The 15,648-nt window shown below is 67.5% G+C and carries 2 protein-coding genes; both read left to right on the top strand.

Annotated features, from left to right (window positions below):
* The first annotated feature begins 24 nt into the window (after nucleotides 1-24).
* Entirely contained in the window at nucleotides 25-5,277 is a 5,253-nt protein-coding gene (locus CAG33_RS17495; protein ID WP_085639675.1) for a non-ribosomal peptide synthetase, read from the top strand.
* Between the two features lie 107 nt (nucleotides 5,278-5,384).
* Nucleotides 5,385-15,626, top strand: coding sequence for a non-ribosomal peptide synthetase (locus CAG33_RS17500; RefSeq protein WP_085639679.1), 10,242 nt, complete (start codon nucleotides 5,385-5,387; stop codon nucleotides 15,624-15,626).
* Nucleotides 15,627-15,648: the final 22 nt, after the last annotated feature.

Raw genomic sequence — 15,648 nt, forward strand, 5'->3', positions numbered from 1 at the left:
CCGCGAATTCTTCAGAGCCGTGACATGGACAAGTCCCCGATGCACACCTTCGCCACCCTCCTCGATGTCGTCCGGTTCAGGGCCTCGCCAGGCGAGCCGAGCGCCGAACGCCTGGCGTTCACCTACCTGGATGACGGGGATTCGGTCAGCGGCTCGCTGACCTACGCCCAACTGGACCACAAGGCCCGCAGCCTGGCGGCGCACCTGCAGCGCCTGACCCGCCCGGGCGACCGGGTGCTGCTGGTGTATCCGCCGTGCCTGGAATACATCATCGCGTTCTATGCCTGCGTCTATGCCGGTGTCATCGCGGTGCCGGCCCTGTCGCCGGCCAACGCCAAGACCCTGCCGCGCCTGCAACTGCTGGCGGTCGACTCGCAACCTGCCCTCGCCCTGACCCTCGACAAGGTGTCCGGCGCCCTTGACCGCATGACGGCGGACAGCGAGGCGGACTGCCCGCTGACCGGCCTCACGTGGCTGGCCAGCGACACCCTGGACGATGCCAGCGAGCACTGGCAGCACCCGCCGACCGTGGCGAGCGACATTGTGTTCCTGCAATACACTTCCGGTTCGACCGGCGCCCCGAAAGGCGTGATGGTCAGCAACGCGAACCTGTTGGCCAACGTCGAACTGTCGAAGCGCACCTACGGGATCCGCGAGCAGGATGTCTTCGTTTCATGGCTGCCCCCGCATCACGACTTCGGCCTGATCGGCGCCATCATCCTGCCGGTCTACCTGGCCAGCCACTGCGTGCAGTTCCCGCCGGCGGCGTTCGTGATGCGCCCGTTCCGCTGGCTGAAACTGATCGCCGACTACCGTGCCCGGGTCACCGGCGGGCCCAACTTCGCCTTCCAGCTGTGCGTGCAGCGCATCAGCGCGGCGCAGAAGCAGTCCATCGACCTGAGTTGCCTGGACATCGCGGTCAACGGCGCCGAACGCATCCGTCCGGCGACCTTGCGCTCGTTCGTGGAAGCGTTTGCCGAGTGCGGGCTGCAACCGCAGTCGATGATTCCCGCCTACGGCATGGCGGAGTCAGTGTTGCTGGTGAGCGCCAACACCCGCACTGCCGCCGGGCAACTGCCGAAGATCCGCAGCATCAGCAAAAGCGCCCTTGAAAGCGGCCGGGTGGAACCCCAGCCGCACGCCGCGGACGCCGTGGAAGTCGTCGCCACCGGCACCGTGGTCACCGCCGACCACCAACTGGCGATCTTCCATCCGCAGACCGCCGTCCGGCTCGGCCCGGAACAGGTGGGCGAAGTCTGGATCAGCGGGCCGTCGACCGCCCGGGGCTACTGGCGCCGCGAAGAAGAAAGCCGCGTGTTTCACACCCGCGCCACGGATGACGATGCGCGCTGGTTCCGCACCGGCGACCTGGGTTTCGTCAGCGAGGGCGAGCTGTACATCACCGGTCGCCTGAAGGAAGTGATGATCTTCAGCGGCCGCAACATCTACCCCCAGGACATCGAAATCACGGTCGAAGCCCTGGACCCGGCATTCCGCGCCAACGGTTGCGCGGCCTTCTCCATCGAGGACGGCGAGTCCACCCAGTTGGTGGTGGTGCAGGAGCTGGAAGCGCGACATCAGCCCGACACCGACACGCTGGTGGCCCGGTTGCAGGCGGAGCTGGCCGAGCGGCATGAGGTCTTCGACCTGTCGGCGCTGCTGCTGGTCAAGACCGGCGCCATTCCCCGCACGTCCAGCGGCAAGATCCAGCGCACCCGCTGCCGACAGCTGTTCCAGGATGCTGCCATCAAGACCGTTTGGGCCTGGCACCGGCAAGACCGGGCCGACGACCAGGAAGCCCAGGACGATCCGGCGCTGGCCGACATCGAGGCGGCGCTGTCGGCGATCTGGCAAGCCACGCTGGATCGGCCGGAGATTTCCAGCAGCGACAGCTTCTTTCAGTTGGGCGGACACTCCCTGCTGGCCACGCAGATGATGCTGGAGGTGCGCAAGCGGTTCGACGTCGAACTGCCGCTGAGCACGCTTTTCCACTCGCCCACCCTGCGCGCCATGGCCCGCGCCATCGCCAGCGCATCGGCGCATTCGGCCCCCGCCCTGCCCGCCATCGTCCGCGCAACGGGCAACGATCCGTTGCCGTTGTCCTATGCCCAGCAGCGCTTCTGGTTCCTCGACCAATACCAACCGGAAAACCCGTTCTACTCATTGCCCCTGGCGTTGGACATCGAGGGCCCGGTGGATCCGCAGATCGTCCAGCAGACGCTGGACACGCTGGTGGAGCGCCACATGCCGCTGCGCACCCTGTTCGACAGCGAAGGCGGTGTGCTGCGGCAACGGATCCTCCCGGCGCTGCACATTCCCCTTGAGCGGATCGACCTGAGCCGACCGGCCGACATCGACGACGCCATCCGCCGCGAAGCCCACCGCCCCTTCAACCTCTCCCAGGGGCCGCTGATCCGGGCGTGCCTGCTGCGCAGTGCGCCGCAACGGCATGTGCTGCTGCTGACCCTGCACCACATCATTTGCGATGGCTGGTCGAGCCAAGTGCTGGAGAGGGAGTTCCTGGCGATCTACGACGCGCTCGCGCGCGGCCATGCCGTCGCGTTGCCGCCGCAGGCCATCGACTATGCCGACTACGCCGTCTGGGAGCAGCAGCACCTGAGCGGCCAGTGGCTCGAACAACGCCTGGCGTTCTGGCGGGAGCACTTGTCGGGCGTCCCGACCGCGCTGGATCTGCCGACCGATTTTGCGCGTCAGGACGGCCACACCCAGGAAGGCGCGGTGAAAACGGTCGAGGTGCCGCCGGCGCTCGCCCGTCAGCTCGAAACCTTCGCGCAGCGCCATGACGCGACGCTGTTCATGGTCTTGCTCAGCGCCATGACGGTGCTGCTGCAGCGCATGACCGGGCAGGATGACCTGTGCCTCGGGGTGATGTCCGCGAACCGCCCGCAAGGCACCGAAGGCCTGGTGGGCAACTTCATCAACGTGGTTCCGCTGCGCAGCCGTGTGCCGGCCGACGTGTGTTTCGCCGCACTGCTGGAAAGCACCGCGCAGCGCTTGCTGAGCACCTACGACCAGCAGATTCCCTTCGAGCTGATCCTCAAGCATCTGGTGCCCTCCCGGCAGGCGACCGGCACGCCCTATGCCCAGGTGGTGATGAATTTCCACAGCGAACTGGCCCAGACCCCGCCACGCCAGGCCGGCCCGGAGGACCGCCGCATCAGCCTCACCGGTCATCACGCCGGCAGCATCCACCACGCCGCTTTCGAGCTGAAGATCGAAGTGCACAACGCGGGCGGCCGCCTGGAACTCGCGTGCGAGTACAACACCGGGCTCTACAGCGCGCAGAGCGTCGAGCGCCTGCTGGATCACTACCTCCTGTTGCTCGACGGCGCCACCACCCGGCCGCAGGTGCCGGTCGGCCACCTGCCCCTTTTGCGCGACAGCGAGAAGCAACGGCTGACGCAGCAATGGAACGACACCGCCAGGGACTACCCGACGGGGAAAACCCTGCACGCCCTGTTCGAGGCGCAGGCCGAACGCAGCCCCGACGCCATTGCCCTGGTCTTCGAGGGGCAACAGTTGAGTTACGCCCAGCTCAACGCCTCGGCCAACCAGTTGGCCCACCACCTGGTCGGCTGCGGGGTCACGCCTGATTCGTTGGTCGCTTTGTGCCTGGAGCGCGGCCCGCAAATGGTCATCGGCCTGCTGGCGATCCTCAAGGCCGGCGGCGCCTACGTCCCCCTCGACCCGCACTACCCGGCCGAACGCCTGGCCTACATGCTCGAAGACGCCAAGCCTGTGGTGCTGGTCTCCGAGGAAAGCCTACGGCACTGCCTGCCCGCGCATGCATTGCCGACCCTGTGGCTGGACACCGATCAGGCGCTGATCGCCCGCCAGCCCACCGGCAACCTGCAACGCGGCGACGCCCAATGCCTGGCGTACTGCATCTACACCTCGGGTTCGACGGGCCGTCCGAAAGGGGCGATGAACAGCCATGCCGCCGTGGTCAACCGCTTGCTGTGGATGCAGGAACAGTACGGCCTGTCCAGCGATGACCGGGTGCTGCAGAAGACCCCCTTCGCCTTCGATGTCTCGGTCTGGGAATTTTTCTGGACGCTGCTGCACGGTGCCCGGCTGGTCATCGCCAAGCCCGAGGGGCACAAGGATCCGGCCTACCTGATGGAGGTCATCCAGGCCCAGGGCGTGACCACCCTGCACTTCGTGCCCTCGATGCTGCAGGCCTTTCTCGCCGCCGGGAACGCCCCGCACGCCAGCCCGTTGCGTTTGGTGTTCAGCAGCGGCGAGGCGCTGCCCGTCACGGTGGCCAACCAGTTTCTCGCCCGCTACCCGCAAGCCCGGCTGCACAACCTGTACGGCCCCACCGAAGCGGCCGTGGACGTCACCTACTGGCAATGCCAGCCCGACTATCGCCACGCACTGGTGCCGATCGGCCGGCCGGTGGCCAACACGCGGATGTACATCCTGGACGAAGCCTTGGCGCCCGTGCCGGTCGGGGTCATCGGCGACCTCTACATCGCCGGGGTGCAGCTCGCCCGTGGCTACCTGGGGCGTCCCGACCTGACCGCCGAGCGCTTCCTGCCCGACCCGCACGGTGCCGACGGCGGGCGCATGTACCTCACCGGGGACCGCGGGCGCTACCTGCCTTCGGGTGATATCCAGTACCTGGGCCGCAGCGACCATCAGATCAAGATCCGCGGCTTCCGCATCGAGCTGGGGGAAATCGAAAACGCCCTGCTCGACTTCCCCGCCGTGCGCGAGGCCGTGGTCGTGCCCCGCGACGATGCCAGCGGCGCCCCCTGCCTGGTGGCGTTCGTCGCCGCCGACGCCAGCGAGGCCGACAGCGCCCGTTTGCGCCAGCACCTGGCCAAGACCTTGCCCGACTACATGGTGCCGAGTTTCTTCGTGGTGCTCGATGCCCTGCCGCTGAACGCCAACGGCAAGATCGACCGCCAGGCGCTGCCGGCCACGGACGTGCGCCTGGCCTCTTCGGACGAACGCTACGTCGCGCCCGGCACGGCCACCGAAACGGCACTGGCCGAGATCTGGCAAGACGTGCTGAAGGTTCCCCGGATCGGGGTCAACGACAGCTTCTTCGAGCTGGGCGGGCATTCGTTGCTGGCCACACAGATCCTCGCCAGAACCCAGGCGCTGTTCGCGCTGAGCCCGCCGCTGAAGGTGCTCTTCGAGTCGCCGACGGTGGCAGCCATGGCGGCCTGGCTCGACGCACAGAAACGCACGCCGCGCGCATCGGCACCGCCGATCAAGCGCCTGGCGCGCAACCAGGCCGTCGACTGAGCAATGCCTTGAACGCCGATCCGGGCCTTGGCCTCGCCCGCCAAGGCCCGGAGGTGCCCCAGGCACCGCAAACGCCCTGCACAAGAAACCAGATGAGAGTGTGAGTCATGTCGTCAGATCAATTCAGTACCTCCTTCGCTCAACAGCGTCTGTGGTTTCTTGAGCAATATGAGCCGGGCACTGGCCTGTACAACATACCGGCGGCCTGCCGGATCGAGGGCCCGCTGCGCCTCGACGCGCTCGAACACAGCCTCAATGCGGTCATCGCACGCCACGAGGCATTGCGCACCCGCTTTGACGTGGCCGACGACCTGCCGGTGCAGGTCATCGAGCACCACGCACCGGTGCGGATCGAGTGCATCGACCTGCAAGCGTTGCATGACCGGCACCTAACACTGCAGCAGTACATCGATGAAGAAGCGGCCAAGCCCTTCGACCTGGCCCAGGCCCCGCTGATCCGCGCCAGCGCGATCAGGGTCGGCCCCCACGAGCACATCTTGCTGCTGACCCTGCACCACATCGTCTCCGACGGGTGGTCCATGACGCTGCTGCTCAACGAGTTGAGCGCGCTCTACAACGCCCGGCTGCGCGGCGACGATCCCGTCCTGCCGGAACTTGAGGTGCACTACGCCGACTACGCCCACTGGCAACGGGACTGGCTGCAGGGCGAAACCCTCCAGGCCCAGCTCGACTACTGGGCGAGCCGGCTCGAAGGGGCGCCGGGCGTGCTGGAGCTGCCGAGCGACCGCCCTCGCCCGCCTCGCCTGGACCACGCCGGCGAGCGGGTGCATTTCGAGTTGCCCCGCGACCTGACGGAGCGCCTCCAGCAGCTCAGCCAGCGCCACCAGGCGACCCTGTTCGCCACGCTGCTCTGTGCGTTCAACAGCCTGCTGTTCCGCGTGAGCAACCAAGCCGACATCAGCGTCGGTTATCCGGTCGCCAACCGTAACGACGCGCAGACTCAGGCGCTGATCGGTTTCTTCGTCAACACCCTGGTGTTCCGTAGCCAGGTCGGTGCCGGACAACCCTTCGCCGACTACCTGAAACAGGCCCAATCGCGCCTGCTCGATGCCGACGAGCATCAGGACGTGCCGTTCGAGCGGCTGGTGGAAGCCTTGTGCCCTACCCGCGAGCTCAACCACTCACCGCTGTTCCAGGTGATGTTCTCCTTCTTCAACCAGGACATCGCCCAGGCGCTGACGCTCGACGCCACCACCGCGAGCGTGCTGCCCCAGAACAGCCGCTTCGCCAAGTTCGACCTGTCGCTGGAAATGCACATGCGCGACGGCGTGCTGGGCGGCTTCTTCGAGTACCGCACCGCGCTGTACGACCGGGACAGCATCGAGCGTCTGAGCAGCTACCTGCACGTCTTGCTGGCGTCCATCATCGCCGACCCGGGCCGCCCCATCGGTGACCTGGAACTGCTGCCGCCGGCGGAGCGCCTGTCCCGGCTGGCGCCCCAGCCCGACGCCGGATTCGCCCTGTCGGCCGAGCGCTGCGTACACGACCTGTTCCTCGATCAGGCACGGCTGACACCCGACGCCACGGCCATCGTCTGCGCCGGACAGCACGTGAGCTATCGCCAGCTCGAACAGCAGGCCCAAGCCATCGCCGCGCACCTGCTGGAGCTGGGCGCCGGGCCGGACAGCTGCGTGGCCGTGTGCCTGGACCGCTCCGTCGGCATGGTGGCGGCCTTGCTCGGCACCTGGATGGCCGGGGCCGCCTATGTCCCCATGGATCCTGCCTACCCGCACGCCCGCCTGCTGCACATGCTCCAGGACTCGCAGGCGCCGATCTTGCTGACCGAGCGCCAGCACGCCGAAGCCTTCGCCGGGCACGCGTCCGCCGTCGTGACCCTGGAGGACCTCGATCCGAACCGGGCCGCCGTCGTCACCCGTCCTCCCGTCGCGGCCCTGAACACCGCTTACGTGATCTACACCTCGGGCTCCACCGGCCTGCCCAAAGGCGTTCAGGTGCCCCATCGCGCGGTGGTCAATTTCCTCCGCTCGATGACGGCGAAGCCCGGCATCGGCGCAACGGATCGCTTGCTGGCGGTGACCTCCATTTCATTCGATATCAGTGTCCTGGAGCTGTTCTTGCCGCTGGTGAGCGGCGCCAGCATCGTTCTGGCCGAGCGCGAGGCGGCGGCGGACGGGCATGCGCTGATCAAGCTGGCGATGGCCCATGACGCGACGGTCATCCAGGCCACGCCCTCGACCTACTGGCTGATGCTCGAAGCCGGTTGGCCGAGCACGCTCAAGCTCAAGGCCCTGTGCGGCGGCGAGGCCCTGGCGCCGGAGCTGGCGGACAAACTGCTGCAACGCACCGAGTCGTTGTGGAACATGTACGGGCCGACCGAAACCACCATCTGGTCGGCCGTCGGCCGGGTGACCTCGACCCACTGCCCGATCGGCGAACCGATCGCCAACACGGTGCTGCGGATCCTCGATGAAAGCGGCCACCTGTGCGCCATCGGCAGCCCGGGCGAACTGCACATCGGTGGCGAAGGGGTCAGCCGCGGCTACCTGAACCGCGCCGAACTGACCGCCCAGAAGTTCGTCCCCGATCCGTACGCCAGCGAGCCGGGCGCACGGCTGTACAAGACCGGCGACCTGGTTCGCTGGCTGGCCAACGGTGACATCGAGTTCCTCGGACGGATCGACAACCAGGTCAAGGTGCGCGGGTTCCGCATCGAGCTGGGGGAAATCGAGCAGCAGCTGGATCGCCACCCCGCGGTGCTCCAGGCCGTGGTCGCCGTTCGGGAGGACGTGCCCGGCGAGCGGCAGATCGTGGCCTACCTGCGCCTTGCCGAGGGCCACACGCTGGATCCGGCGATCATGCGCCAGCACCTGGGGCTGACCTTGCCCGGCTACATGATCCCCAACCATTTCGTGGCGCTCGAACAGCTGCCGTTGACCCCCAACGGCAAGATCGACCGCAAGCGCCTCCCCGCACCGGAGCCGACCGCCCGGACGGCAGCGGGCCAGCCGCCCTCCACGCCCCTGGAAAAGGCCATCGCCGACATCTGGCAACAGGTCCTCAAGCGGCAGGACATCGCCGTCACCGACAACTTCTTCGAACTGGGCGGGCACTCGCTGCTCGCGACCCAGGTCATCTCCCGGATGCGCAAGCACCTGAAGATCGACATCCCGGTCCGCAGCCTGTTCGAAACGCCGACCATCGCCCAACTGGTCGACAACCTCGACGCGCAGGCGGGCCGAGAGAGCCCGCCGATCCTCGCCTACACGCTGCCGCAGACGCTGCAGCCGTTGTCCTTCGCCCAGGAACGCCTGTTCTTCCTCAGCCATTTCGAACCTGACAGCGCGGCCTACAACATCGCGCTGGCCCTGGAGCTGAACGGCCCGCTGGACGCAGCGGTGCTGCAGCGCTGTCTGGATACGCTCATCCAGCGTCACGCCAGCCTGCGCACCACGTTCATCCTCGACGAGAACGGCAAGGCCCAGGCGCAGGTCCATCCGGCCGCTCCCGCCGCGCTGGCCTGCCTCGATCTGCGCCAGCACGGGCAACCGCTCGAAGAGGCCCGCCGCCTGGCGGAGGCCGAGGCCCGGCAACTGTTCGCGCTCGAACAAGGGCCGTTGCTGCGCACCACCCTGCTGCAGCTCGGCGAGCAACGGCATGCCTTGCTGTTCACCTTGCACCACATCGTCGGCGACGGCTGGTCCATCGCCCTGCTGGCCCGGGAAGTCATGGCCCTGTACCGGGCCTTCGCCCAAGGCCAGCCATCCCCGCTGCCGGCGCTGGAGATCCAGTACAGCGACTACGCCTTCTGGCAGCGTCAATGGCAGGCCCCCATCGAGTTCGAACCCCAGACCGCCTTCTGGCGCGAGCACCTGGCCAACGCCCCCACCACCCTGGAGCTGCCCACCGACCGCGTGCGGCCGGCGATCCAGACCTACCGCGGGCACGTGATCCAGCGGTCGCTGGACGCGCAAGTGTCCGGGCAGATCGATGCCTTGGGCCAGCGCCACGGCGCCACGCCGTTCATGACCCTGCTGGCCCTGTTCAACCTGCTGCTGGCCCGCTACAGCGGCCAGCACGACATCGTCGTCGGCACCCCGATCGCCAACCGCACCCGGGCCGAGGTCGAGCCGCTGATCGGCCTGTTCGTCAACACCCTGGCCCTGCGCACCCGGCTGGAAGGCAACCCGAGCTTCAGCGCGTTGCTTGAGCAAGTCCGCCAGACCACCCTCGGCGCCTACGCCAATCAGGACGTGCCGTTCGAGAAAGTCGTCGAGGCCCTGGAACTGCCCCGGGACATGAGCCGCTCGCCGTTGTTCCAGGTGATGTTCGTGCTGCAGAACGCGCCGACCGAGGCGTTCACGTTGCCGGGCCTTGAGATCGCGCAGCTGGCGGTCGAGGCGACCACCGCCAAATTCGACCTGACCCTGGAGCTGACGCCGTCGGACCAGGGCTACCGCATGCGCTGGGAATACAACTGCGACCTCTTCGACGCCGCGACCGTGGAACGCATGGCCAGCCACTTCGAGACCCTGGCCCGTTCGGCCGTGGCGGCGCCAGACCAGCCGCTGCGGCGGATCGCGATGATCACCGAGGCGGACAAACAGCAGTTGCTCCACGGCTGGAACGCGACGCAGCAGGCTTTCCGTCCGCTGCCGGTGCACAGTCTGTTCACGGAAATGGCCGAGCGTTGCGCCGACCTGCCGGCGGCGGTCTTCGGCGACGAATCACTGAGCTACCGCCAACTGGAAGCGCGCTCCAACCAGTTCGCCCGCTACCTGCAACGCGCCGGTGTCACGCCTGACACCCTGGTGGGCATCTGCCTGGAGCGCTCGCTGCACGTACCGGTCGCGATTCTCGGCATCCTCAAGGCCGGTGCGGTGTGCGTGCCCATGGACCCAAGCTATCCGACCGAGCGCCTGCGCTTCATGGCCCAGGATGCCCGGGCCGACCTCATCGTCACCCTCACCAGCCTGCGCCACCGCGTCGAGGGCTGCTGCGAAACCCTGGTCTGCATGGACCGCTGCGACGACGCCTGGAACGAGCCGTCGGTCAACCCAAGCCAGCCGCAACACCTGCTGAGCCTGTGCTATGTGATCTACACCTCGGGCTCGACCGGCCAGCCCAAGGGCGCAGCATTGACCCACGAGATGCTGACCAACCTGGTGCAATGGCAACTCACCGAGTCGCAACTGGGCCAAGGCGACAACACGCTGCAATTCTCGCCCCTGAGTTTCGACGTCAGCTTCGACGAGTTCTTTTCCACCTGGGCCAGCGGCGGCACGCTGGTGATGGTCAGCGAAGAGACCCGCAAGGATCCGGTGCTGCTGCTCGAACTCATCGAGCGGCAACGCATTGCCCGGCTGTTCATCCCGTTCGTGGCCTTGCAAGGGATCGCCGACGCCGCCGCCGATCTCGATCAGTTGGCTTGCCTCCGGGAAATCGTCTGCGGCGGCGAGCAACTGCAGATCACCCAGGAAGTCGTCGAACTGTTCCAGAAGCTGCCCGCCGCGTTGCTGCACAACCAGTACGGCCCCACCGAGTCGCATTTCGTCACCGGCTACCGTCTCACCGGCGACCCGACGCAGTGGCCGGCGCTGCCCCCGATCGGCAAACCGCTGTTCAACTCCCAGATGTACGTGCTCGACGCCGACCTGGAGCCGGTGCCCGTGGGCGTGCGCGGTGACCTCTACATCGCCGGCATCCACCTGGCGCGCTGCTACTGGGAGCGCACGGACATCACCGCCGAACGCTTCATCCCCAACCCCCACAGCCCGGCGCCGGGGGCGCGGATGTACAAGACCGGCGACGTCGCACGCTATCTGCCGGACGGCAACATCGAGTACCTGGGACGCTCCGACCACCAGGTCAAGATCCGCGGTTTCCGCATCGAGCTGGCCGAAGTGGAACAGGCCCTGATGACCCTCGACGGCGTGGCCGCTGCGGCGGCCACGGTCAGGGAGGACCGTCCGGGCCTGAAGAAACTGGTGGGTTATCTGGTCGCCAAGGGTGGCGATACGCTGGACATCGCTGCGCTCCGGGAACAGCTCAAGCAACGCCTGCCGGACTACATGGTCCCCAGCGCCTTCGTCTGCCTCGACACCTTGCCGCTGACCCCCAGCGGCAAGGTCGACAAGCGTTCCTTGCCGCGTCCCCAGCACGAAGCGCTGGAAGACGACCACGTCGCCCCCCGCAATGACGGCGAGCGCCAACTGGCGCAGATCTGGGCCGATGTCCTGAACCTGCCGCGGGTCGGCGTCACCGATGACTTCTTCGCCCTCGGCGGACATTCGCTGCTGGCGACCCAAGTGGTGTCGCGCATCCGCCGGCAACTGCAAGTGGACCTGGCCCTGCGCACGCTGTTCGAGACCCCGACCATCGAACAACTGCTGCCGCGGCTGGGCCAAAGCCCGGCGGCCAACGGCCAGGCGATCCCCGCGGCCCATGCCGGCCCCGGTGCGAGGAGCGCGTCTTTCGCGCAGGAGCGCCTGTTCTTCCTGAACCGGCTCGAGCGCTCCAGCGCCGCCTACAACATCGCGCTGGCCCTGGAGCTCAACGGAGCGCTGGACCGAACGCTGCTGCAACGCTGCCTGACCGAGCTGACCGCGCGTCACGAACCGCTGCGCACCACCTTCGCCCTCGACAGCGACGGACAGGTGCTGGCGAAAGTTCATCCGGCCGGCCCGGCCGCGCTGACCTGCCTCGATCTGCGCCAGCACGGGCAACCGCTCGAAGAGGCCCGCCGCCTGGCCGAGGCCGAAGCCGGGCATCTGTTCTCTCTTGAGCTGGGCCCGTTGCTGCGCACCACCCTGCTGCAGCTCGGCGAGCAACGGCATGTCTTGCTGTTCACCCTGCATCACATCATCAGCGACGGCTGGTCCATCGCCGTGCTCAGCCGCGAGGTCATGGCGCTCTACCAAGACTTCGCCCAGGGACAGCCGGCGTCCTTGCCGCCGCTGGAGATCCAGTACGCCGACTACGCCGCCTGGCAGCGCCAGTGGCAGGCGCCCCGCGTGTTCGCGGCGCAGGCGGACTATTGGCGCAAACAGCTGGCCCACGCCCCCGCCAGCCTTGACCTGCCGACCGACCGGCCGCGCCCGGCGATCCAGACCTACCGCGGGCACGCGCTCAGCCTGTCGCTGGGCCGTCAGCTGTCCGGGCAGATCGACGCCTTGGGCCAACGGCACGGCGCCACGCCGTTCATGACCCTGCTGGCCCTGTTCAACCTGCTGCTGGCCCGCTACAGCGGCCAGCACGACATCGTCGTCGGCACCCCGATCGCCAACCGCACCCGGGCCGAGGTCGAGCCGCTGATCGGCCTGTTCGTCAACACCCTGGCCTTGCGCACCCGGCTGGAAGGCAACCCGAGCTTCAGCGCGTTGCTCGATCAGATCCGCCAGACCACCCTCGGCGCCTACGCCAACCAGGACCTGCCGTTCGAGAAAGTCGTCGAGGCCCTGGAGCTGCCTCGGGACCTGAGCCGCCCGCCGTTGTTCCAGGTGCTGTTCGTGCTGCAGAACACCGTCCCGCAGGCCCTGCAACTGCCGGGTGTGGAAGTCGCACCGTTCGACATCGGGACGACCACCGCCAAGTTCGACCTGAGCCTGGAACTGACGCCCTCGGACCAGGGCTACCAGATGCGCTGGGAATACAACCGCGACCTGTTCGACGCCGCCAGCATCGAGCGCATGGCCAGCCATTTGGTCAACCTGGCCTGCGCTGCGGTGGACGATCCGGAACAGACAATCGCCAGCCTCCCGCTGCTGTCTGCCGCGCAAAGGCACGAGATGCTTGAGCAGTGGAACGCCACCGAGGTGGATTACGAGCCCGTGGCCGCGCTGCATCAGCTGTTCGAGCGCCAGGTCGAGCGCACGCCCGACGCCGTAGCGCTCACCTTCGAAACGCAATCGCTCAGCTACCGCCAGCTCAACGAGCGGGCCAACCAACTGGCCCGCTACCTGATCGACCAGGGCGTGAAGAACGATGACCTGGTCGCGGTGCACGCCCACAGAAGCCTGGAGATGACCATCGGCTTGCTGGGCATCCTGAAGGCGGGGGCCGCCTACGTGCCGGTCGACCCGGACTACCCCGACGAGCGGGTCGCCTACCTGCTGGCCGATGCGGCGCCGGTGATCGTGCTGACCCAACAGGCCTTGCAGGCGCGCGCACCGCTGCGTGCCTACCGGCAGGTGTGCCTGGACGCAGACGCCGCGCGGCTGGCCGAGCTGCCGCGCAGCAATCCGCAGCGGACGGTCGATCCGTTGGGCCTGGCCTACTGCATCTATACCTCCGGTTCCACCGGCAAGCCGAAAGGTTCGCTGAACACCCATCAGGCGATCATCAACCGCATTCAGTGGATGCAGGCCCAATACCCGCTGGACGCTGCGGACAAGGTCCTGCAAAAGACGCCGTTCTCGTTCGATGTCTCGGTCTGGGAGTTCTTCTGGCCGCTGAGCGTCGGTGCCCGACTGCTGGTGGCCCGCCCCGATGGGCACAAAGACCCGCGCTACCTCGAAGCGTTCATCGAACGGCATGGGATCACCACGGCGCACTTCGTGCCTTCGATGCTCAGTGCCTACATGGCGTATACCCAGGCCGGCCATTGCCGCACGCTGCGCCAGGTGTTCAGCAGCGGCGAGGCTTTGTCCACGGCGGTGCAGAATGACTTCTTCGCACGCTTTCCGGCGACCGCGCTGCACAACCTGTACGGGCCGACCGAGGCGGCGATCGACGTCACCTTCTGGCCATGCAGCCCCGACGAAAGCCGCCATGCCGTGCCGATCGGCCGGCCAGTGGCCAATACCCGCACCTATCTGCTCGATGCCCGTCTGCAACCGGTGCCCGTCGGCGTGACCGGCGACCTGTACATCGCCGGCGTGCAGCTCTCGCGCGGCTACCTCAACCGGCCGGAACTGACCGCTGAGCGATTCATTCCCGACCCCTACGGCGCGCCGGGCAGCCGCATGTACCTGACCGGCGACAAGGCCCGTTACCTTGCCAGCGGCGACATCGAGTACCTGGGCCGCAACGACCAGCAGATCAAGCTGCGCGGCATGCGTATAGAGCTGGGCGAAATCGAAATGCAGCTGTGCGCGCACCCGCTCGTCAGCCAGGCCGTGGTCGGCGTGCAAACCCATGGCGGCGACGCTTGCGGCCTCACCGCCCACCTGGTGTGCGTCGCCGGCGCGCAGCCGAGCGCCGCCGAACTGCGGGACTTCCTGTCCCGCACCCTGCCCGGCCACATGGCGGACATGAGCTTCAGCTTCGTTGAGCGACTGCCGCTGCTGCACAACGGCAAAGTCGACCGGCAAGCACTGTCCGCCCTGGCGGGCACGCCCCGGCAGAGCGAGCCGTCGACGCAAGCGCCGGCCACGGCACTGGAAAAGAGCGTGGCCCACATCTGGAAGTCGACCCTCAAGCTCGACGCGATCGGCCTGAACGACAACTTCTTCGAGAAAGGCGGTCATTCGCTGCTGGCCATGAAGATGGTCGATCAGGTCAACCGGGAACTCGGCCTCGCGGCCGAGGTGCGACAGGTGTTCGAGTCGGCGGACCTGGGAGCCTTTGTGCGCAAGATCAGCCAGGGCGATGCCGAACGCAGCTCGACACGCATGCAGCTTAAGGAAGGCGGGAGCAAGCACCTGTTCCTGGTGCATGCCGTGGGCGGAACCGTGTCGCCCTACATCCGGCTGGCGCACCTGTTGCCCGACGACTTCACCGTCCATGCGTTCCAGTCCGCCGGGCTCGAAGAAGGCACCTCGCCCGGCGACAGCATCGAAGCGCTGGCCACGGCCTACATCGAGCAGATGCGCCGGGTGCAGCCGACCGGGCCGTACTACTTGGGCGGCTGGTCGATGGGCGGTGTGATCGCCTTCGAAATGGCGCGCCAGCTCGAAATGCACGACCAGCCCGTGCGCCGGTTGCTGCTGATCGACGCGCCTGCCCCGGGCCTGGCGTCGCCGGCCCAGGCGTGGCCGCTGGGCGCCTACCTGGTGGATCTGGCCCGTTCGCTGTCGATGGACCTGCCGTTCTCGGCCGAGCGCCTGAGCCAGCTCATGGCGCAACCGGACCGGGACGCGGCGACCGTCGCGGCGGCCCGCCGCACCGGCCTGATCCCGGACAGCCTGGACGACGCCCAACTGGAGCGGCGCCTGGCGGTCTTCGCGGCCAACCAACAGGCGCTGTCCACGTATGCCCCCCGGAACGGGGTCAACAGCCCCGTGAACCTGCTGCACACCCAGGACAACGCGGCCAGCGAGACGCATTGGCGCCGATGGTGCGGACAGTCGTTCGCCGGCCAGGCGCTGCAGGCCGACCACTACAGCATTCTCGAAGCCGCCACCCCCTGCATCTACAAGCTGCTCGGATAAAAAAAATGATCAAGATCGGTTC

It is taken from the genome of Pseudomonas sp. B3(2017) (assembly GCF_002113595.1).
Classification (GTDB): Bacteria; Pseudomonadota; Gammaproteobacteria; order Pseudomonadales; family Pseudomonadaceae; genus Aquipseudomonas; species Aquipseudomonas ekonensis.

Bases quoted from the DNA above. Each gene is read 5' to 3' on its own strand.
- CAG33_RS17495 (WP_085639675.1), top strand. From the start codon at position 25: ATGGACAAGTCCCCGATGCACACCTTCGCCACCCTCCTCGATGTCGTC.
- CAG33_RS17500 (WP_085639679.1), top strand. From the start codon at position 5,385: ATGTCGTCAGATCAATTCAGTACCTCCTTCGCTCAACAGCGTCTGTGG.